The sequence below is a fragment of the Lysobacter oculi genome (assembly GCF_003293695.1).
Classification (GTDB): Bacteria; Pseudomonadota; Gammaproteobacteria; order Xanthomonadales; family Xanthomonadaceae; genus Solilutibacter; species Solilutibacter oculi.
Genome location: NZ_CP029556.1, coordinates 1131102 through 1151052 on the forward strand (window position 1 = coordinate 1131102; position 19951 = coordinate 1151052).

Annotated in this window: 16 protein-coding genes; 9 read left to right on the forward strand and 7 right to left on the reverse strand. The window is 66.9% G+C overall.

The window, feature by feature from the left end; genetic code table 11:
- Positions 1 to 15: 15 nt before the first annotated feature.
- On the reverse strand, positions 16 to 582 hold the full coding sequence (efp, locus tag DCD74_RS05455) for an elongation factor P (protein ID WP_112926431.1): 567 nt from the start codon (positions 580 to 582) through the stop codon (positions 16 to 18).
- Between the two features lie 54 nt (positions 583 to 636).
- Between efp and epmB the strand changes: the two genes are divergently transcribed.
- Positions 637 to 1644 carry an EF-P beta-lysylation protein EpmB gene (epmB, locus tag DCD74_RS05460; protein WP_112926432.1) on the forward strand — a complete coding sequence of 336 codons (1008 nt, stop codon included), beginning with the start codon at positions 637 to 639 and terminating at the stop codon, positions 1642 to 1644.
- Between the two features lie 102 nt (positions 1645 to 1746).
- Positions 1747 to 3822, forward strand: a complete 2076-nt coding sequence (locus tag DCD74_RS05465) for an EAL domain-containing response regulator (protein ID WP_217424289.1) — start codon at positions 1747 to 1749, stop codon at positions 3820 to 3822.
- A gap of 75 nt (positions 3823 to 3897) precedes the next feature.
- Here the strand turns inward: DCD74_RS05465 and htpX are convergent, their stop codons facing one another.
- Positions 3898 to 4812, reverse strand: coding sequence for a protease HtpX (gene htpX / locus DCD74_RS05470; protein ID WP_112927681.1), 915 nt, complete (start codon positions 4810 to 4812; stop codon positions 3898 to 3900).
- A gap of 71 nt (positions 4813 to 4883) precedes the next feature.
- Between htpX and gluQRS the strand changes: the two genes are divergently transcribed.
- The 5 genes from gluQRS (at position 4884) to DCD74_RS12650 (ending at position 8139) form a co-directional block, all read left to right on the forward strand.
- Entirely contained in the window at positions 4884 to 5786 is a 903-nt protein-coding gene (gene gluQRS, locus DCD74_RS05475) for a tRNA glutamyl-Q(34) synthetase GluQRS (protein WP_407072213.1), read from the forward strand.
- 42 nt (positions 5787 to 5828) lie between these two features.
- Positions 5829 to 6569, forward strand: a complete 741-nt coding sequence (phbB, locus tag DCD74_RS05480; protein WP_112926434.1) for an acetoacetyl-CoA reductase — start codon at positions 5829 to 5831, stop codon at positions 6567 to 6569.
- Positions 6570 to 6699: 130 nt separating this feature from the next.
- Positions 6700 to 7182: a polyhydroxyalkanoate synthesis repressor PhaR gene (gene phaR, locus DCD74_RS05485; protein ID WP_112926435.1), complete on the forward strand. Its 483-nt coding sequence runs from the start codon at positions 6700 to 6702 to the stop codon at positions 7180 to 7182.
- A 7-nt stretch (positions 7183 to 7189) separates the two neighbouring features.
- Complete coding sequence (gene phbB, locus DCD74_RS05490) at positions 7190 to 7942, forward strand: acetoacetyl-CoA reductase (protein WP_112927682.1); 753 nt, start codon at positions 7190 to 7192, stop codon at positions 7940 to 7942.
- Positions 7943 to 7968: 26 nt separating this feature from the next.
- Entirely contained in the window at positions 7969 to 8139 is a 171-nt protein-coding gene (locus tag DCD74_RS12650; protein WP_162615915.1) for a hypothetical protein, read from the forward strand.
- Positions 8140 to 8217: 78 nt separating this feature from the next.
- On the opposite strand, the gene DCD74_RS05495 is transcribed toward DCD74_RS12650, so the two are convergent.
- Positions 8218 to 9138, reverse strand: coding sequence for a M48 family metallopeptidase (locus DCD74_RS05495; RefSeq protein ID WP_112926436.1), 921 nt, complete (start codon positions 9136 to 9138; stop codon positions 8218 to 8220).
- Positions 9139 to 9282: 144 nt separating this feature from the next.
- Positions 9283 to 11124 carry a formylglycine-generating enzyme family protein gene (locus tag DCD74_RS05500; RefSeq protein WP_112926437.1) on the reverse strand — a complete coding sequence of 614 codons (1842 nt, stop codon included), beginning with the start codon at positions 11122 to 11124 and terminating at the stop codon, positions 9283 to 9285.
- A gap of 45 nt (positions 11125 to 11169) precedes the next feature.
- Between DCD74_RS05500 and rnd the strand changes: the two genes are divergently transcribed.
- Positions 11170 to 12249, forward strand: a complete 1080-nt coding sequence (gene rnd / locus DCD74_RS05505; RefSeq protein WP_407072214.1) for a ribonuclease D — start codon at positions 11170 to 11172, stop codon at positions 12247 to 12249.
- A 3-nt stretch (positions 12250 to 12252) separates the two neighbouring features.
- Here rnd and DCD74_RS05510 read toward each other — a convergent pair whose 3' ends face one another.
- From DCD74_RS05510 to DCD74_RS05520, 3 genes are read right to left on the reverse strand one after another with little or no spacing between them, the layout of a single operon-like run.
- Positions 12253 to 13848, reverse strand: a complete 1596-nt coding sequence (locus DCD74_RS05510; protein ID WP_174887961.1) for a serine hydrolase domain-containing protein — start codon at positions 13846 to 13848, stop codon at positions 12253 to 12255.
- Between the two features lie 2 nt (positions 13849 to 13850).
- Positions 13851 to 16898, reverse strand: coding sequence for a TonB-dependent receptor (locus tag DCD74_RS05515; protein ID WP_237049663.1), 3048 nt, complete (start codon positions 16896 to 16898; stop codon positions 13851 to 13853).
- A 4-nt stretch (positions 16899 to 16902) separates the two neighbouring features.
- Complete coding sequence (locus tag DCD74_RS05520; RefSeq protein ID WP_112926439.1) at positions 16903 to 18405, reverse strand: transglutaminase-like domain-containing protein; 1503 nt, start codon at positions 18403 to 18405, stop codon at positions 16903 to 16905.
- 113 nt (positions 18406 to 18518) lie between these two features.
- Here DCD74_RS05520 and DCD74_RS05525 point away from each other — a divergent pair, with 113 nt between their 5' ends.
- On the forward strand, positions 18519 to 19949 hold the full coding sequence (locus tag DCD74_RS05525; protein WP_112926440.1) for a C40 family peptidase: 1431 nt from the start codon (positions 18519 to 18521) through the stop codon (positions 19947 to 19949).
- The last annotated feature ends 2 nt before the right edge of the window (positions 19950 to 19951 follow it).

Below are 19951 nucleotides of genomic sequence, written 5' to 3' on the forward strand. Positions count from 1 at the left end.
CCCTGCCTGTTTGGATTACTTGACGCGGCTGACGTATTCGCCGCTGCGGGTATCGACCTTGATCATTTCTTCCTGGCCGACGAACAGCGGCACGCGAACCACCGCGCCGGTTTCCAGCGTGGCCGGCTTGCCGCCGGTGCCGGCGGTGTCGCCCTTCACGCCCGGGTCGGTCTCGGTGATCTTGAGTTCGACGAAGTTCGGCGGCTGCACGGCGATCGGCACGCCGTTCCACAGCGTCACCACGCATTCTTCCTCGCCCTTCAGCCACTTCTCGGCGCCGCCCATGCCGTTCTTGTCGGCCTGGACCTGCTCGAAACTTTCCGGGTTCATGAAGTGCCAGTATTCGCCATCGGCGTAGAGGTACTGCATGTCGGTGTCGACCACGTCGGCCACTTCCATCGAGTCGGTCGCCTTCATCGTCACTTCCTGCACGCGGCCGCTCTTGATCTGGCGGAACTTGACGCGGGTGAAGGCCTGGCCCTTGCCCGGCTTGACGTACTCGGTCTCGGTGATGACCGCGGGTTCGTTGTTGACCAGGATCTTCTGGCCGTTCTTGACGTCGTTCATGCCCAGCGTGGCCATGCGTGCACTCCTTGGGGCCGCCCGGGGCGGCGATCAGACTTAAAATGGTGGGCCATGATACCCGTTGCCCCCCTTTCGCCGCAGCCCGCCCGTTGGCAGGAACAGTGGCGCGATGCCATCCGCGACCCCGCCGACCTGCTCGCGCTGCTGGGCCTGGAAACGCTGGCCGCCCGCCTCTCGCCCGCCGCGATGGCGCAGTTCCCTCTGCGGGTGCCGCGTGCCTTCGTCGCGCGCATGCGCCGGGGCGATGCCGCCGACCCGCTGCTGCGCCAGGTGCTGCCGCTCGATGACGAGGACCGCATCGTGCCCGGCTTCGGGCTGGATGCGGTGGGCGATGCCGCCGCGAAAGCCGCCGACGGCGTCATCCGCAAGTACCACGGCCGGGCGCTGCTGATCGCCACCGGCAGCTGCGCGGTGAACTGCCGCTACTGCTTCCGCCGCCACTTCCCCTATGCCGACGAGACCGCCGCGCGCGGCAACTGGGAGGCGGCCGCCGACGCGATCGCCGCCGATGGCGGCATCGAGGAAGTCCTGCTCTCCGGCGGCGATCCGCTCTCGCTGTCCACGCCCAAGCTGGCCGAGCTCACCACGCGGCTGGCCGGCATCCCGCACATAAGGCGGTTGCGCATCCATTCGCGGCTGCCGGTGGTGCTGCCGGCGCGCATCGACGACGAATTCACCGGCTGGCTGGCTTCGCTGCCGTGGCCGGTGAGCTTCGTCATCCACGCCAACCACGCCAACGAGTTCGATGATGAGGTGGATGCGGCGATGGCCCGGCTGCGCGGGACCGGTGCGGTGGTGCTCAATCAGGCGGTGCTGCTGCGCGGGGTCAACGATTCCGTCGATGCGCTGGCGGCGCTGTCCGAGCGCAGCTTCGAAGCCGGCGTGCTGCCCTACTACCTGCACCAGCTCGACCGCGTGCAGGGCGCGGCGCATTTCGAAGTCGCGGACGAAGCCGCCCTCGACCTGCACCGCCAACTCGCCGCCCGCCTGTCCGGCTACCTGGTCCCGCGCCTGGTGCGCGAAGTGGCCGGCGACCCCGGCAAGCGACCACTGCGATGAACCCCGCCGGGCACCGGTCCGACACAACAGACCCGGCCCGCTCCGATATAGTGAACGCCTTCACAATCGCGTCCCCGCGCACCGCCCCCAACGGAGACCTGCATGCTTTCCGGCGTTGATGCCCCTATCCGGATGCTGATCGTCAACGACGACGCCGAAGCCGCCGAAGCCATCGTCAGCAACCTGCGCAATGCGGGCCTGGCGGTCCGCCCGGCGCGCGCGGCCAGTCTGGACCAGATCGACGAGCACCTCGCCGCGCATCCCTTCGATGTCGTGCTGGTCAGCTCGCCCGCCAGCGGCATGAGCGACGAGCAGGTCGTCCAGCGCGCCTCCGCCGATGGCCGCGACCTGCCGGTCGTGGTCCAGATCGACCAGGTGGACAACGCGCGGCTGCTGTCGCTGGCCCGGCTGGGCATGCGCGGGATCGTGCTGAAGGGCGAGTTCGAGCATCTTCAGGCCATCATCGTCCGCGAGTTCCACGACCTCGACGCGCGCCGTGGCCTGCGCCGGCTGGAAGCGCAGATCCGCGAAACCGAACGCCGCTGCGACGCGCTGATCGAGTCCTCGCGCGACCCGATCGCCTACGTCCACGAAGGCATGCACATCCGCGCCAACAGCGCCTACCTCGAAATGTTCGGCTACGCGGATTTCGAGGACATCGAGGGGATGTCGCTGCTCGACATGGTCGCGCCGGCCCACGTCACCGATTTCAAGAAACTGCTGAAGGACATCAGCCGTGGCGAAGCCCCGCCGCCGCGTTACGAACTGCAGGCGCGCGACGCCGAAGGCAACGACTTCCCGGCCGTCATGGAATTCGCCCAGGCCAAGTACGAGGGTGAGCCCTGCATCCAGGTGATCATCCGCCGCCAGGAATCCGACCCGGCGATGGCACAGGAGCTGGAGGAACTGCGCCGCCGCGACATCGCGACCGGCCTGCTCAACCGCCAGACCTTCCTGCAGGAGCTGGAACAGGGCGTGGCCGAAGTCGCCGGCGGCGGCACCCAGCACGCGTTGCTGCTGGTGGAACCCGACCAGGCCGCGCAGCTGGGCCAGCAGGTCGGGTTGGACAACACCCACGAACTCGCCGCCGCCATCGCCAAGCGCCTGACCGACACCTTCGGCAGCGACGCGATCATCGCGCGCACCGGCGAGGACACCTACGCCCTGCTCCTGCGCGGCAGCCGCCACGCCGATACGCAGGCCGCCGCCGACCGCATCCTCAAGGCCTTCGACGGCCGCCTGCTGGAAACGCCGGATGCCACCCTCAGCGCCACCGTCAGCGTGGGCGGCGTGCAGATCGGCGAACGCATCGCCCAGGTCGCGCGCGTCCTGACCAAGGCCACCGAGAGCCTGCACAACGCGGCCGGCATGGGCGGCAACCGTGCCGAGATCTTCGACCCCAGTGCCACCGAGCGCGAGGAAGAAGAGCGCGTCCAGGCCTGGGTGCGCCACATCCGCGAAGCCATCGACACCGATGCGCTGCGCCTGCACTACCAGCCCATCGTCAACCTGCAGGACGAGTTCGAGCAGTTCCACGAAGCCCTGCTGCGGCTGGTCGGCGGCGACGGCAACCTGATCCCGCCCGCGCAGTTCGTGCCGATGGCCGAGGAACACGGGCTGGCCGGCGACATCGACCGCTGGGCGCTGAACCGCGCGATCCGCGACGTGGCGCATCACATCGCCGCGGGCAAGCAGGCCAAGGTGCTGGTGAAGATCTCGCAGCAGTCGGTCGACGACGAACAGTTGGTCACCGACATCAGCAGGATGCTGGCCGAACACGACGTCCCGGCGACCGCGCTGGTGCTGCAGCTGCCGGAATCGAAGGTGTTCACCAACCTGCGCCAGGCCCAGCGCCTCAACGAGGAACTGCGGGTGATCGGCGCGCGTTTCTGCATCGAGCATTTCGGCGTGGGGCTCAACTCGCTGCAGCTGCTCAACCACGTGCGCCCGGGCTTCCTCAAGCTCAACGAGGACTACATCGCCGACTTCACCACCTCACAGGAAAACCGCGACCGCGTGCAGGAGATCGTCCAGCAGGCGCACGCGCAGGAGATCGCCTGCATCGCGCGCGGCGTCAGCGACGCGGCCACCATGACCGCGCTGTTCACCACCGGCTTGGAATACATGCAGGGCGACTTCATCGCGCCCGCCAGCGAGGCCATGGCTTCGGCCTACTGACCGGCGGCTGCCACGGCGTCAAAGAAAAGGCCGGGATTTCCCGGCCTTTTCCGTTCATCGCGATGTCGCGTCGGCTCAGGCCACCACGCCCTGCCGCACCGTGCCGCCATCGGACTGCGCGTTGCGCAGCGCCTGGATGCGCACGTCCAGCGGCGGGTGGCTCAACAGCAGCTGCTTGAGGCCGTGGCCGACCGCGCCACTGATGCCGAACGCGGCGATCTGCTTGGGCAGCGTGTTCTCGCCGTGGTTCTGCTTGAGGCGTTCCAGCGCGGCGATCATCTTGTTGCGGCCCGCCAACCGGGCGCCGCCGGCGTCGGCGCGGAACTCGCGGTGACGCGAGAACCACATCGCGATCATGCTGGCGAACAGGCCGAACACCATGTCCAGCACGATGACGCTGACCCAGTAGCCGATGCCCGGGCCCTCGTTGCGGCCGCCCGACAGGTAGCCGTCGATGACCCGGCCGACCAGCCGCGACAGCACGATGACGAAGGTGTTGAGGACGCCCTGCAGCAGCGCCATGGTCACCATGTCGCCGTTGGCGACGTGGCTGACCTCGTGGCCCAGCACGGCTTCCGCCTCATCGCGGTCGAGCGCGCGCAGCAGGCCGGTGGACACCGCGACCAGCGCGTTGTTGCGGTTGGCGCCGGTGGCGAATGCGTTGATTTCCGGCGCGTCGTAGATGGCGACTTCCGGCATCCCGATGCCGGCGGCCTGCGCCTGGCGGCGGACGGTCTCGACCAGCCAGGTCTCGGCCTCGTTGCGCGGCTGCTCGATGACGTAGGCGCCGGTGGAGCGCTTCGCCATCCACTTCGACATCAACAGTGAGATGAAGGAGCCGCCGAAACCGAACACGGCCGCCATCACCAGCAACCCGCCGTTGTTGCCGAGGCGGATGCCGAACATGGGCAGCACCACGTTCATGATGATGCCGAGCAGGACCAGCACCGCGAGGTTGGTGGCGAGGAACAGGGTGATGCGTTTGAACATGGTCATGCAGCCATATGAGGTGATCTACGTCGAAAATATGGGCTGCCGTGCTTGAATGCAACGTGATGCCGATGACAGCCCGCCCCGCCGCCCCGTATCGGGGCCGTTTCGCGCCCTCCCCGACCGGCCCGCTGCACTTCGGCTCGCTGGTGGCGGCCCTAGGCAGCTGGCTGCATGCACGCGCGCGCGGCGGCGAATGGTGGGTGCGGATCGAGGATGTGGACCGGACCCGCGAGGTGGCCGGTGCCGCCGAGGCGCAACTGGAAGCGCTGCGCCGCTTCGGGTTGCATTGGGACGGCGACGTGGTCCGGCAATCCGATCGCGGCGCGTTGTACCAGGCCGCGCTGGACGGGCTGATCGCGCGCGGTCTCGCCTTCGAATGCCATTGCAGCCGCAGCGACCTGGAAGGCGCTGGCGGCATCCATCGCGCGTGCGTGGCGGATGGCCCGCGCGAGGTGCCGGCGGTGCGCCTGCGCGTGCCGGACGGCAGCGGGGTGGAGGTCGATGACGCAGTCCACGGCCACATCGCCCAACGCTTGGATACTGAAGTTGGCGACTTCGTGCTGAAACGCGCCGACGGCTGCTGGGCCTACCAGCTGGCGGTGGTGGTGGATGACGCCGCGCAGGGCATCACCGATGTGGTGCGCGGCGCCGACCTGCTGGATTCCACCCCGCGCCAGGTCTATCTGCAGCAGCTGCTCGGGCTGCCGACGCCGCGTTACGCGCATCTTCCGCTGGTGCTCGATGACGCGGGCCGCAAGCTGTCCAAGTCGCTGGCGGCGCTGCCGCTGGATGCCGCCGACCCGCTGCCCGCGCTGGCCGAAGCGTGGCGCATCCTGGGCCAGGACATCGAGGCCATCACCGCCAGCCCGAATGCCGATGGATTCCTCCAGCGCGCCATCCATGCGTTCGACGAAAGCCGGCTTCCGCGCGCGGCGCAGCCCTCGCCGCATCGCACAACAAGATTGCAGTGAAGCGCGCCTAGAATCGGTCGGGACTCACCAAGGACACCGGCAATGACTTCACGCGTGGCATTCGTAACGGGCGGCACCGGCGGCATCGGCACGGCAATCATCAAGCGGCTCGCCGACATGGGGCACAGGGTGGCCACCAACTATCGCAACGAGGAAAAGGCGCGCGACTGGGCCGACAAGATGAAGTCCGAGGGCTACGACATCCTGCTGGTCAAGGGTGATGTCACTTCCACCGACGACGCCAACACCATGGTGAAGGAGATCGAGGACAAGCTCGGCCCGGTGGAGATCCTGGTCAACAACGCCGGCATCACCCGCGACGGCACCTTCCACAAGATGAAGGAAGACCAGTGGTGCGACGTCATCAACACCAACCTCAATTCCTGCTTCAACGTGACCCGCCCGGTGATCGAGGGCATGCGTGACCGCAAGTGGGGCCGCATCATCCAGATCAGTTCGATCAACGGCCTGAAGGGCCAGTACGGCCAGGCCAACTACGCGGCGGCGAAGGCCGGCATGCACGGCTTCACCATTTCGCTGGCGCGCGAGAACGCCCGCAACGGCATCACCGTCAACACGATCTCGCCGGGCTACATCGCCACCGACATGGTGATGGCGGTGCCGGAGGAAGTCCGCGCCAAGATCGTCGCCGACATCCCGACCGGCCGCCTCGGCACGCCGGAGGAGATCGCGTACGGCGTCGGCTTCCTGGCCGACGACAACGCCGGCTGGATCACCGGCTCCAACCTCGACATCAACGGTGGCCACCACATGGGCTGGTAAGCCCGGCCGGTCGAGGTTGAAAGGGCCCGCCGAGTGCGGGCCCTGTTCATTTGCGGCCCGCCAAAACGCCAGTTGCGCCGCCTGTTGCGCTGCGTCATCCTGCAGCGATTCCACAGGGGTTCGCCGAGCCATGCCCACGCGCATCATCAAGAAGTATCCCAACCGCCGGCTCTACGACACCGAGATCTCCAGCTACATCACGGTGGAGGAAGTGCGGCAGTTGATCCTCGACGGCGAGCAGTTCGAGGTGCGCGATGCCAAGACCGGCGAAGACCTGACCCGGCAGGTGCTGCTGCAGATCATCGCCGAGCAGGAACAGGGCGGCGAACCGGTGCTGTCCACCCAGTTGCTGAGCCAGATCATCCGCTTCTACGGCGACTCGATGCAGGGCTTCATGGGCAACTACCTGGAGCGCTCGATGCAGCTGTTCCTGGAGCAGCAGAACCAGTTCCGCCAGCAGATCGGCGGGCTGCTCGGGCAGAGTCCGTGGACGATGATGAACCAGATGGCCGAACGCAATCTGGATGCCTGGACGCAGTTCCAGAAGTTCATGGCCGGCCAGGCCAGCGCCGCCGAAAAGCCCGGCGATACCAAGCCCGGCGGCAAGCGCTGATATGCCGATGACGGGGGACAGCCACCGTCGGCTGGCGGTGGTGACGGGCGGCTTGGGCGGCCTGGGCACGGCGATCTGCCGCAGCCTGCATGACGCCGGGCGCCGCGTGGTCGCGGTGGACCTGGGCGGCGCGCCGGAGCGCATCGAGGCGTTCGAGGCGGCGATGGCCGGCACCGATGCTTCCTTCCACCCGCTCGACGTCACCGATTTCGGCGCCTGCGCCGCCTTTGCCGAGGCGATGGCCGCGCAGCACGGCGGCATCGACATCCTGGTCAACGCGGCCGGGATCACCCGCGACACCACCCTGCGCAAGATGGACAAGACGCAGTGGGACGCGGTGATGAACGTCAACCTGGACGGCGTGTTCAACCTGACCCGCCACGTCATCGACGGCATGGTGGCGCGCGGCTTCGGGCGCATCGTCAACATCAGCTCGGTGAACGGCCAGACCGGCCAGTTCGGGCAGGCCAACTATTCCGCCGCCAAGGCCGGCATGCACGGCTTCACCATGGCCTTGGCGCGCGAAGTCGCGGCCAAGGGCGTGACGGTCAATTCGGTGTCGCCCGGCTACTGCGAAACCGCGCTGGTCATGGGTATGGACGAGGTGATCCGCGCGCAGATCGTGGCGAAGGTGCCGGTGGGCCGGCTCGGCCAGCCGCATGAAATCGCCCGCGCCGTGCAGTTCCTCGCCGCCGAGGATGCCGGCTTCATCACCGGCGCCAACCTGCCGGTGAACGGCGGCCTCTTCATCAGTTTCTGATTCCGTACAAGACGCAAGGATCTTTCATGAAGCTCACCCCGCCCGCCTTCGCGACCTGGTTCATCGCGCTGCTGATCGGCCTGCTGGCGCTGGCCGGCAAGCTCGGCTATTTCCCGCCGGCCGCGCCGTATGCGTTCTGGATGATGACGGTCGGCTTCGGGATGCTGGTGCTGGGCTCGCTGCTCAAGGGGCTTTGACGCCAAGCCGAAGCCACATCGCGACCCACAGAAAACGGGCCTTTCGGCCCGTTTTCCGTTTCCGGACTGCGATGGACTTCAGAAGGCGCCGGTCGCCGCCGCTGCCGGCTTGTCGGTGCAGAAGCGCTGGCGGAACTCGTGCGCCTTGGGGAGCAGCGAACGCAGGTGCTCGATGCGGCTTTCCGGGCTGGGGTGGGTGGAGGCGAATTCCGGACCGGAATTGCCGCCGGCCTGCGCGGCCATGCGCTCCCACAGCGGCACGGCTTCGTCGGGGTTGAAGCAGGCGGCGGCCATCAGCATCAGGCCCACTTCATCGGCGCTGCTTTCGTGCGCGCGGGCATACGGCAGCTGCGAGGTCACGCCATAGGCGCTGAACACCGCCTGCTGGATGCCGGGGTCGATGCCGCCGACCGCCGCGCCCATCTGCGCCACCTGTTCCAGCTTGCCGCGGCTCATGCGCTGCGCGCCGTGGCGCATCAGCGCGTGGGCGATTTCGTGGCCCATCACCACCGCCATGCCGTCGGCGTTCTGCGCGATCGGCACCAGCCCGGTATAGACGGCCATCTTGCCGCCCGGCAGCGCGAAGGCATTGGCCTGCGGCGAGTTCAGCACGACCACCTGCCACTTGAAGTCCTTGGCGAAGTTGCCGGCCTGGATGCCGTGTTCCTGTGCCAGCGCACCTTCGACCTCGTCGATCTTGTCGACCAGGCGGGTGGCGATGGTGCGGATCTGCTGCGAGATCTGCGAATTGGGATCGACCGGCTGCTCCTGCTGCAGCACTTCCTGGAAGGCCTGCAGGCCGAGCGCCTCTTCCTGCGCGGCGTCGATGTTCTTGTCGATCAGCACTTTCTCGCCGGTGTAGGGATCCACGGTGCGGTTGCTGACGTAGTAGTACAGGCCGTAGATCGCGAACGCCGCCAGGATCAGCAGGCGCGGGCTGAAGCCGAAACCGCGGCGACGCGGCTGGCCATACGGGTCTTGGGTCGGGTTCTGGCGCATGCTGGCACTCTCCTTGGAAGCGGCCCGGTCGCGGTCACGCGGGGACGCCGGCTATTGAATCGGGTGCCGCACGACGGCCCTGTGAAACCCCCATGCGATCCCGCGCGCCTACCCTACACCGTCACGGGTGGCCGCCGGTATCGACTACAGGTCGCGCACCACGCGGAAGCCGGTACGGGCATTGGTGACGTCATGCGCCTGCGCCATCCGCCACGCGGAACGCGCCTGCGCCGGCGCGCTCGACCAGGTGCCGCCACGCACCACCCGGCTGCGGCAACCGGGGTTGGACCAGGCGCCGCCATCGGCCGGGGCACGCCGGTAGCCCTGGTGCCAGCAGTCCACCGTCCACTCACCCACGTTGCCGGCCATGCCATGCAGGCCGAAGGCGTTGACCTTGTCGCGACCCACCGGCGCCGGGCCCCAGTAGCCATCGCCATAGCCTACGAAGGCATTGCCCCAGCGCCGCCCGCCAGGCGAACGGTCCAGGCTGCCGGTCAGGTTGCCGGCGCCGCGCGGCGGCTTGCCATCGCCCCACGGGTAGCGCGTCTGGCCACCCGCACGCAGCGCGTATTCGAACTCCGCCTCGTGCGGCAGGCGGTAGGGCTGGCCGGTCTGCGCGGACAGCCATTCGGCGTAGGCCTCGGCATCGCGCACATCGACATGCAGCACCGGCATGTCCGGACGCGCGGCACGGCCGACGTAATCGTTCTTCCAGGTGATGTCGTTGCGCAGCACGAAGTTGCCGCTGCGTTCGTCATACACCACCGAATAGCCCCGCCGCTGGGCGCGGGTGGCATGGCCGGTGGATTCGGCGAATCGCGCGAACTGCGCGACCGTCACCTCGGTACGCGCCATCGCGAAACCGCGCTGGAAGGTGACGCGATGCTGCGGCCACTCGGCCTTGCTTGAGCCCGCTTCCTTCTCCGGCGCGCCCATCATGAAGGCGCCATGCGGGATGACGGCCATCTCCGGCCCCTGCCCGCCTGCCTTCAACGCATCGCTGAAGCGCTGGCCCGGCCGGTGCGTGCCGTAGCGCGTGGCCTGCTGCAGCTTGGCTTCGGCGATGGCGATGCGCCGGTCGCCCGGACGCGCGATCGCGCGCAGGTGGTCGATGTCGCCCGCGGCCGCCTTCAACGCGCCGAACGCGCCCGGCGTTTCCAGCTTGCGCAAGGTGTCGGCATAGACCCGCGCCACCCGCGCCTCGCGCCGCAGGGCAAGGCGATGCCGCGCGCCGGCGATGGGCGAGGCATCGGCGGGATGCAGCTTGGCGGCATCGTCCAGCCAGGTGTTGGCGGCATCGAAATCATCGACGGTGACGGCCTGCATCGCGCGTTCGATCATCACGCGCTGGATCGCCGCCATGCCCTGCAACGCCCGCGCGTCACCGGGGCGGTTGCGCAGCACTTCGCGGAAGGCGGTGGCGGCCCCGATGCCGTCTTCGCCCAGCCGGCCCGCAGCCAGTTCGGTTTCGCCATGCTCCAGCAGCGCCTGCAGACGGTCGGCGGCATCCACCTTGGCCAGATAGGCCTGCGTTTCCGGCGCATCGGGCGACAGCGTGCGCGCGACCGCGGCGATGGCATGCGCGCGTGCGAGATCGACATGCGCGGCGTCGAGCGCGGATTCGCCCTGCCCGTACAGCGCGATGCGCGCGGCATCGAGCCCCGTATGCGCGGCCTCGTCGGCCGGTTCGCGTTCGAGGATGGCGAGATAGAGCGGGATGGCGGCTTCGGCATCCTCATACAGATGCCCGGCCTTCAACGCGGTGGCCGCATGGCGGCGCAGTTCCGGCAGCGGCGCGTCGGCAGCGGGCCGCGGCGCGTTCCAGTTCAGCGGATATTGCGGCGTTTCATCGCCACTGATGCTCACCAGACCACGGCGCAGGCGGGCCTCGATGGAGCCGGCCTCGGGCGCGGGCGGCGCGTCATCGCCACCGCACGCGGCGAGCAGCAGGGCAAGCAACAGCAGCGGGGGCGCGAGTCGCGGCATCCGCCTAGGGTATCGTTGTCCGCCTTTCCGACAGCCGAACATCGCGTGACTTTCATCTGGATCGACCAGCCCGACACCCTCCGTGGGCATCTCGCCGACCTGCCCGACCGCGTCGGTCTGGATACCGAATTCGTCCGCGAGCGCACCTGGTGGCCGGTGCTGGCGCTGGTGCAGATCGCGATCGGCGAGCGCACGCTGCTGGTCGATCCGACCGTGCCCGCCATGCCCGAGGTGATCGCCGGCCTGCTGCGCGACGAGCGCGTGCTCAAGCTGATGCACAGCCCGAGCGAGGACCTGGTCGCGTTCGGCCACACCTGCGGCGCGTTGCCGGCGCCGATGTTCGACACCCAGGCCGCCGCCGCGCTGTGCGGATTGGGCCCGGGCCTGGGCTACCAGAAACTGGTGCAGGCGGTATTGGATGTGGCGCTGGAAAAGGGCGAAACGCGCTCCGACTGGCTGCGCCGCCCGCTGACCGCCTCGCAATGCGAATACGCCGCGGATGACGTGCTGCACCTCGCCGCGCTGCACGACCACCTGTCCGCGAAGCTGGCGGCACTCGGGCGCGGCGAATGGCTGCGCGAGGATGCCGAACGCACCCTGCGCAATGCCGCCGACGACACCCCCGACCCGTGGCCGCACCTGGGCGTGCGCCCGGCGCAGGATTTCGATGCGGCTTCCCAAGCCCGCCTGCTGCGGCTGATGCGCTGGCGCGAACACACCGCGCGCGAACGCGACCTGCCGAAGAACTGGGTCATCGACCAGCCGCTGGCGCTGCAACTGGCCCTGAAGCCCCCGGCGGATTTCGCCGCCCTGCGCACCCTGCTGGATGCCACGCCGAAGTCGCCGCGCAAGCTGGCCCGCGAACTGTGGGACGCGCTGCAGACGCCACTCGACGACGAGGCCACGATGCCGCCGGTGCGCCGCGATGCCGACCTCGACAAGCAGAAGCTCAAGCGCCTGCAGAATGCGGTGGCCGACGTTGCCCGCGAACACTACATCCCCGAAGGCGTCATCGCCTCGCGCCGCTGGCTGGAGGCGCTGATGGAAACCGGTGAGTGGCCGGATGCGCTCAAGGGTTGGCGGCAGGCGCTGCTGGCACCACGCTTCGCGACGATCCTGGGCTGAAGCTCAACCCGCCGGGCAATCGCCCGTGCGCTGGAAATCGAGGTCCTCGAAGTCGTCGCTGAAGTCGCCGTCCGGGTCGAGCTTGGCCATGTGCAGATGCCCGTCCTTGCCGGGCGTGAGCCGCAGCCAGGCTTCGCTGGCGGCATCGCCTTCCCAATCGACCAGCCAGCCGTGGCGGCTCGCCATGACCTGGCCGACGAGACGTGGTGATTTGGCGGCGCTGAAATGCACGGCGCCGGCACGCGGGCAGATCGCCACCTCGCCGAACCACGGGTCGCGCCACACGCCCACCGCGCGACCGAGCTGCGCGCGCGTGGCCGGCTTGCGGTCCGAGGTATCCGGGATCTTGGAAGGCGTCTTCGCTTCCGCCTGTGCGCGTTCCTCCGCGAGCAGCGCGGCATAGCCGTCCACGCCGGGATTGTGGGCTGGCGCGGTGGCGTGCTTGGTCAGCGCCTGCATCAGCACGGTGCGTGCTTCGTCGGCATCGCCATTGATCAGCACGACGATGCCGATGCTCTTTTCCGGCAGCAGGGTGAGCGCGGAATACATGCCGCTCAAGGTGCCGGTGTGGGCGACGCGCTGGGTGCCATCGACATCCGACAGGCGCCAGCCATAGCCATAAGCGCTGAAGTGACTGTCATCCCAGCGCTTCATGCGCGACGACAGCGGCATCGGCTGCTGCGCGGACCACGCGGCCTCGCGCTGCGCATCGGAGAGCCAGGGCTTGCCATCGACCTGCAGGCCGACCTTGTGCGGCGCAAGCCACATCGACGCCCACTTCAGCATGTCGTCCAGCCCGCAGCGCACGCCGCCGGCCGCGGCCATGGTGCTGACCGGGATGGTGTCGCCATCGCGGTTGACGACTTCGTAATGCCCTTCGCGCAGGCGGTGCGGCTGGGCGATGTTGCCCACGCCATCGCGACGGAATTCGCCGACGCGGCATCGCCCCAACCCGAGCGGCGCGAACAGTTCGCGCTGCATCAATGTTTCATACGACGCACTGCCCGCCTTCGCCGCCACCTCGCCGGCCACGATGTAGAGCGTGTTGTCGTAGGCGTAGCGCGAGCGGAAGCTCCATTTCGGCTTGAGGTAGCGCATGCCGTGCAGCACGTCGGCGCGGTTGAAGGCGTTGGGCTCCGGCCAGAGCATCAGGTCGCCGGCGCCGGCCGGCAGGCCGCTGTTGTGGATGAGGAGGTCGCGGACCTGGATCTCGCGGGTGATCCAGTCCTCGTGCATGCGGAAATCCGGCAGGTGACGCACCACCGGGTCGTCCCATTCCAGTTTGCCCTGGTCGACGAGGCGACCGAGCATCGCCGCGGTCATCGCCTTGCTGTTGGAGGCGATCTTGAACAGCGTGTCGCCATCCACCTTGCGGCCGCTGCCGGTTTCCAGTTCGCCACGGAAACCGCGATAGACGACCTCGCCATCCTTCACCACGCCGACCGCGAGGCCCGGCAACTTGTAGCGCGCGATGGCCGCATCCAGCTGCGCATCGTAGAAGGAAGATTCGTCCGCCGCCTGCGCCGGGAGGGAGGGCGACAGGGCCAGCGCCACAACCGGCCCCGCCGCCAGGCACAGGCGACGAACGAAAGACTGCACCGTCAGAAGTTCCAGCTCACCACCAGCTGCGCGTAACGCGGCGACTGCCAGCGGGTGCCTGTGGCGAAGGTGGTGCGGTAGACGCCAGGTTCACGCTCATAACGCGAACGCACGTTGATCACTTCCTGGTTGTTGAGCAGATTGAATACGGAGAATCTCGCCTTAAGTTCGGAGTTGCCCAACGGCATGCTCCAGGTCACGTTGGCACCGAGGTTGTAAGTCCACGGCATCCGGCCATGCCCGCCGCGCGGACTGAACTCGAACACTCTTTGTGCATACGTTCCAGTGCAGTTCTGCACGCAGATCCAATTCGAACCACCACCCAGACCTTCGTTGCTGAAATTACCCACTGCGAAGGAATCATTGGGCCAGGCCACGCCCATTGCCGTGATGGGCCCGCCTGAGAGTGCGGTCAGCGTGCCACCTACGCTCCATGCCTTGTTGAAGGCATACGTGCCGCGAAGCTTGACCTGATGACGGTGATCATTGAACAAGGGGCCGTAAGCTGCATTCGTCGCAGGGTGATCCCAGTGCTGAACCATACCGGTGTCGCTGTATCCGGTGTCGGAGTTCACCGGCCCTTCAAAGTTACCCTCAGATTTCGACCATAGATAGGACGCATTTAACGCCCATTTCTCATCCCAAGCGCGATCAATCTGGACCTCAACCGCCTTGTAGATGCGCTTCGGCTTGGGATAACCCACCACCTCCCCGCTACCGGCTTTCCTGTAGCCACTGGTCGCAGTGTCGATGGTGATCCAGCCTTCAGCGGTACAGCCAATTTTTCGATCGCCCCATATGGTGAGCGCCTCGCCGGGATTGACGATCGGGAACAGGGTCACTGCAGTGCCGTTTCGATCAAGATCCACCGTGGGACCGCAGGGTGTGTAATTGATGCGCATGTCATCCATGGCATTCGCCATTCGGCGATAGGTCGCATTGACGCCCCACGACCATGCATTGTCGATGACTGATTGGAAGCCCAGAATCGCCTCATCCTGATGCACCGCATCCAGATCCCGGTCCGCACTCCGCCGGAGATCGGCCACCGAGATGTTGTTCGAGGTGTCAGTCGGCCCGATCTGAGCACCCAGCACGGGCGCCATGTAAGTAGCACCAGTTACCGGGTTCACCTTCGGCGCCCATCCGTTGAGCACGTAATAGCTGCGCTCGTCCGTCAGGCCACCTGCAAATGTGTAGTTGATGATGCTGGGAACAGGCAGGAAGTAGCGACCCACATTACCGAAAAGCTTGTGCCGACCGTCGCCCTTGGTATCCCATGAGAACCCAAGACGGGGAGAAATCAGATTGTCGATCTTGATGAAGCTGGAACCTACTGCCGTCTTGTTGTTGAAGTTGTCGACACGCACCCCGAGATTGAGCAAAAAATCAGGGGTCACATTCCAGTTGTCTTCGATGTACCAAGCGTTGGCTGTGGTCTCAAACGTGCCACCATCCGCACGCAGCCTTCCCATCACGTAAGAATTGGTGCCTGCAGGAGTGCGGCTGCCGTTGCTGAGCAATGTATTGGCAGCGGCCCCATAGACGGTCCATGTCACGCCCGTTCCCGGATATGAAGTCCGACGATCTGTCGTCATGACCTCCCGATCCAACCCGAAGCGAAGATTGTGGTCGCCGAGTGTCCACTCGAAGTCCAAGCGCCCAACCTTGCGTTCGTCGTTGTGATCAACCATCGAACCATTGGGATGGCATGTAACAGGTGGACGCCCCATCGCCCCATATGCGGTGTTGTAACTACTGTTGATCACGACAAAATCGCATAGCTGATCATGCACGGGTGCTTTGCTGATAGATTTTGATCGATTGATGCCATACATCGCCTTCGCGACAAAGTTGTCCCCGAAGTGGCCTGTATAGGTAATTGACCCGTTCTTGCCCCCACTTTCCCCTGCGCTCAAACCAGTGAGGCCGGTCCGATTTCCAGTCGCAACATTGAAGCCGTAAACATCGGTGTTGCTTTCGCCTTCATCGGAAAATGCCAATAACTCCAAACGATGGTCGTTGGTGATGTTCCAGTCGACCTTCGCGCCCCAGAAGCCGTTGTTGGACTGTGACTCGAACCAGCTGCTGCCGCTGGTGTTGGTGTTCCAGGTATTGCCGTCGCGCAACTCGTACATCGCGAACACGAACAGCTTGTCGCGGATGATCGGGCCCGAACCCCAGACGTTGGCCTTGGCGAAGGAGTTGCGGTCGAAGCTCGCGTAGTAGTCGACCGGGTTGTTGACCACGCTGCCATTGGTCTGCGTCACCGCATCGACGAAATGGTGGTCATCCGCCTTCGAACGCCAGGCATTGGGCTCGACGGTCACCTCGATGCCGCCGTGGAATTCGTTGCTGCCCGCGCGCGTGACCGCGTTGATCACACCGCCGGTGCTGCGCCCGAACTCCACCGAATAACCGCCGGTCTTGACCTGGAATTCCTGGAAGAACGCGAACGGCGCGGTCGAGAAGCTCTGGCGCCGGTAGAAGTCGGTGACGTTGAGGCCGTTGATGAAGACCGAGTTCTCGGCCACCGACGAGCCGCCGAAGGAGATGCCGCCGAACGATGAGTTGCCGCCGATGACGCCCGGCGCCAGCAGCGCGACCGAACTCAGCGTCTGGTCCACCGGGATGCGCGCCAGTTCCTCGCGGCTGACGTTGGTCGCGGTCTCGATGGAGTGCACGTCGACACGGTTGACCACGCGCGAGCCGACCACCTGCACGGTGTCCAGGCTGCCGCCGCTCGCGGTGCCGGCCAGGTTCACCGTGGTGGTGCCGCCCAGCGAGACATTGGCGTCGAGCGCCTTGCCCGAGGCTTCGACGCGGTAATCACCGACCGGCAGCTGCGCCAGTCGATAGCTGCCGTCCGAACCCGCCGTCACGGTGCGGCTGTAGCCGGTGGCAGGCTGGGTGATGGTCACCTGCGCGCCGGGGTTGGCCCGGCCGGCGATCGCGCCGGTAGCGCTCTGCGCCAGCACCGGTCCCGCCGACATCGAAAGCAGGCATGCGCCCACCATCACCGCCAATGCAGAACGCTTCATCTTCCTCATTGCCCTACCCTCCCGCTGCCGATTGATGGGCCATCGCGACACCGGCGGATGCCGGCAGCACGGTGGCGGTGAAGTGGTAATCCCACTGGTCGAAATACAGGTTGCCGCCCTTCCACTCGACCTCGCCGCGCTGCAGGTCGACGGTTTCCGAGCGCACGTGGTGCTTGGCCGGCACGAAGTCCCGGCTCCAGTCGTCGTTGAAGGCGATGCGCCAGTTGTCCAGCCCGCCCAGGTAGAACCATTCCAAGCCGGCTTCCTGGGTGGCGAAGCGGCCGGTGGTGACATCCATCGGCACCCAGCCATAGGGCGCGAGATAGACCATGCCCCAGTCGTGCAGGTTGTCGTAGCCGTCGGCGCCGAACACCATGCCGGACTGCCAGCGCGCCGGGATGCCGTTCATGCGCAGCAGGGTGATCAGCAGCAGGGTCTGCTGGCCGCAGTCGGCGTGGCCCGCCTTCAACGCGTAATCGCTGATGTTGCGGATGGTCGAATATTCCAGCGCGCCCGCCCACGGGATGCGGTCAACCGCCGCGAACAGTTTCTGCGCGATGCGATACGGGCTCTTCTCATCGCCCACGACCGATTTCGAGAACGCGCGCAGGTCGTCGCTGAAGACCACATGCGGCGCCCGTTCGGCCAGGAACGGCGCGAGCGATTGTTCGCGCGGTATCGGCTGCACCTGGTCGGGGTCGATGGGGTGGTACTGCGCCATCAACGTCACTTCGTATTCGATGGCGAACTCGGTCGGCGCGCCCTTGCGGGCCTTCGCTTCCATATAGGCGGTGCGCTGCAACGTGGCGGCCGGCGCTATGTCCGCCTTCACCGGGCTGGACGACAGCAGCTTGATGTCGCGTTGCTGGCCGGGGATATCGCGCGGCCACGGAATCCACGCACGCACGGTTTCGCCGGCAGGCACCGCATCGGCCTCGACCGTGATGCCCTGCTTCACCCGCACGCGCATCGGCTGCAATCCGTTGACCTTGCCGGATGCCAAGGCATCGGCGCGGATCGAACGCTGCACGTCGTTGAGGCTTTCCATCGGGCCTTCGCGGAACGGCGTCTGCTCGGCACGACGCGCACGCGCCTCGGCACTCAGGCGGAACAGGTTGGACGGCGCACGACCGAACCAGCGGCGCTCGCCATCGATCTCCATCGCCTCCATCAGGCCCTGCCGGTCCCAGACCGCGAACTCGCGGGCGTCGAGGTCGGGAATCTGCTTCTGCACGCGCTGCCAGGCACCGGCGCGGTCCAGCGAGAAATCGATCCGCACCCGGCGCATGCGCTCACGTTCCCATTCGAGCGACGTGCGCTGGGCGCTGTTCGCGCCGGGCAACAGGGCATCGATGCGGGCATTCGCGTCGCTGAAACGGCCGGCATCGGCCAGGGCACGGACTTCAGCAACCGGGTCGGTAGTCGTCGCTGGCTGCGCTGCGACAGACCCGGTGACGCCGGCCAGCATCACGCCGACCATGCCCATCACCGCCGTTCCGCCGCCCTTGCCGCGCATGCCTTGCCTCCCCCACCCATGACGTTGTGTAGCACGCAGGTCACACGTGGTCAATAAATTATTCCGAAAATGCGTGATATAAAAATAGCTATTCCAACCGTGGGGCGAAGGCCATGACGCTGCGCCATCCCGCTTTGATCCGCCACGCAGCCGCGGGCCTGCTGATCGGCCTCGTTGTGGCCGGGTGCGCCGGTACGCCGACGCGTCCGCAGGCCGTGGCCGATGCGCAGGCCGCACGGCCCGTCATCCCCTATGTGGACAGTGCGCAACAGACCGCCGCGCACTGGATCGCGCGCGCCGCCGCCCCCGACAGGCCGATGCTGGATGCGGCCGCCGTCGCCGCGCAGAACGGCCGCCTGCTGGCCGAAGACCCGAGCGTGCACGATGTGGCCGCCGCGCCCGATCGCATGCCCGGCAGCGAGGTGCGCGCGATGATCGCGAAGCTCTCCAAGCTGCCGACCAACCCGCGCTACGACATCAAGGGAAAACAGATCCCCGCCGCCACGCTCGATGGCTGGCTGCGCGATGCCGCGCTGGATGCGGTGCCGGCCAGCGTGGAGGCCCGCCCTGCCCTGGTCACCCGCCGCGCGGACCTGCGCAGCTTCCCGACCGCGACGCGCGTCTTCAGCCGTGCCGGTGATACCGACATCGACCGCTTCCAGGAAAGCGCGCTGTTCCCGGGCACGCCGGTGCGCGTGCTGCACGAGAGCCGCGACCGTGACTGGGTGTTCGTGCTGTCGCCGCGCTATGCCGCGTGGATGCGCCGCGATCACCTCGCGCTTGGCAGCGCCGCCGATGTGTTCGCTTACGCCACGCGCGAGCCGTGGCTGCTGGTGACCGGCACCCGCGTGGAAACCGTGTACACGCCGGAACAGCCGCAGCTGTCGCGCCTGTCGCTGGACATGGGCACGCGCGTCCCGCTGCTCGCCGATTGGCCCGATGACAAACCGGTCAATGGCCAGCTGCCGGCAGGCGCGCATGTCATCGAACTGCCGGTGCGCGATGCCGGGGGCCGCCTGACCCTCTCCGCCGCCCTGCTGCCGAAGTCGGCCGATGTCTCGACGCAGTACCTGCCGCTGACGCCGCGTGGCGTGCTGACGCAGGGCTTCAAGTTCCTCGGCGAACGCTACGGCTGGGGCCACAGCTACGACGCGCGTGACTGCTCGGGCTTCGTGTCCGAGGTGTATTCCGGCTTCGGGGTGAAGATGCCGCGCAACACCAGCGACCAGGGCAAGAGCCCCGCCTTCAACACGCTGCCGGTGCCGGAATCCATGTCGCGCGACGACCGTTTGGCGATGCTCAAGACCCTGCAGCCCGGCGATCTGGTCTACATCCCCGGCCACGTGATGATGGTGGTGGGCCACGAGAACGGCCTCACCTACGTCATCCACGACACGCCCGGCGTGCGCTATGCCGATGCCTCGGGCAACGTCGCGCACTATCCGCTCAACGCCGTGTCGGTGACGCCGCTCGAACCGATCAAGTCGGGCGAGGACGCTCTCTACGTCGACAAGATCTACAGCATCCAGCGCATGCGTCGCTGATT

What these genes read in the sequence shown, in the direction of transcription:
- DCD74_RS05500 (WP_112926437.1), bottom strand. Translation starts at nt 11,124, where the DNA reads ATGCCGCGACTCGCGCCCCCGCTGCTGTTGCTTGCCCTGCTGCTCGCC.
- phbB (WP_112926434.1), top strand. Translation starts at nt 5,829, where the DNA reads ATGACTTCACGCGTGGCATTCGTAACGGGCGGCACCGGCGGCATCGGC.
- DCD74_RS05525 (WP_112926440.1), top strand. Translation starts at nt 18,519, where the DNA reads ATGACGCTGCGCCATCCCGCTTTGATCCGCCACGCAGCCGCGGGCCTG.
- DCD74_RS05465 (WP_217424289.1), top strand. Translation starts at nt 1,747, where the DNA reads ATGCTTTCCGGCGTTGATGCCCCTATCCGGATGCTGATCGTCAACGAC.
- epmB (WP_112926432.1), top strand. Translation starts at nt 637, where the DNA reads ATGATACCCGTTGCCCCCCTTTCGCCGCAGCCCGCCCGTTGGCAGGAA.
- DCD74_RS05515 (WP_237049663.1), bottom strand. Translation starts at nt 16,898, where the DNA reads ATGAGGAAGATGAAGCGTTCTGCATTGGCGGTGATGGTGGGCGCATGC.
- efp (WP_112926431.1), bottom strand. Translation starts at nt 582, where the DNA reads ATGGCCACGCTGGGCATGAACGACGTCAAGAACGGCCAGAAGATCCTG.
- htpX (WP_112927681.1), bottom strand. Translation starts at nt 4,812, where the DNA reads ATGTTCAAACGCATCACCCTGTTCCTCGCCACCAACCTCGCGGTGCTG.
- gluQRS (WP_407072213.1), top strand. Translation starts at nt 4,884, where the DNA reads ATGACAGCCCGCCCCGCCGCCCCGTATCGGGGCCGTTTCGCGCCCTCC.
- phaR (WP_112926435.1), top strand. Translation starts at nt 6,700, where the DNA reads ATGCCCACGCGCATCATCAAGAAGTATCCCAACCGCCGGCTCTACGAC.
- phbB (WP_112927682.1), top strand. Translation starts at nt 7,190, where the DNA reads ATGACGGGGGACAGCCACCGTCGGCTGGCGGTGGTGACGGGCGGCTTG.
- DCD74_RS05495 (WP_112926436.1), bottom strand. Translation starts at nt 9,138, where the DNA reads ATGCGCCAGAACCCGACCCAAGACCCGTATGGCCAGCCGCGTCGCCGC.
- DCD74_RS12650 (WP_162615915.1), top strand. Translation starts at nt 7,969, where the DNA reads ATGAAGCTCACCCCGCCCGCCTTCGCGACCTGGTTCATCGCGCTGCTG.
- DCD74_RS05520 (WP_112926439.1), bottom strand. Translation starts at nt 18,405, where the DNA reads ATGCGCGGCAAGGGCGGCGGAACGGCGGTGATGGGCATGGTCGGCGTG.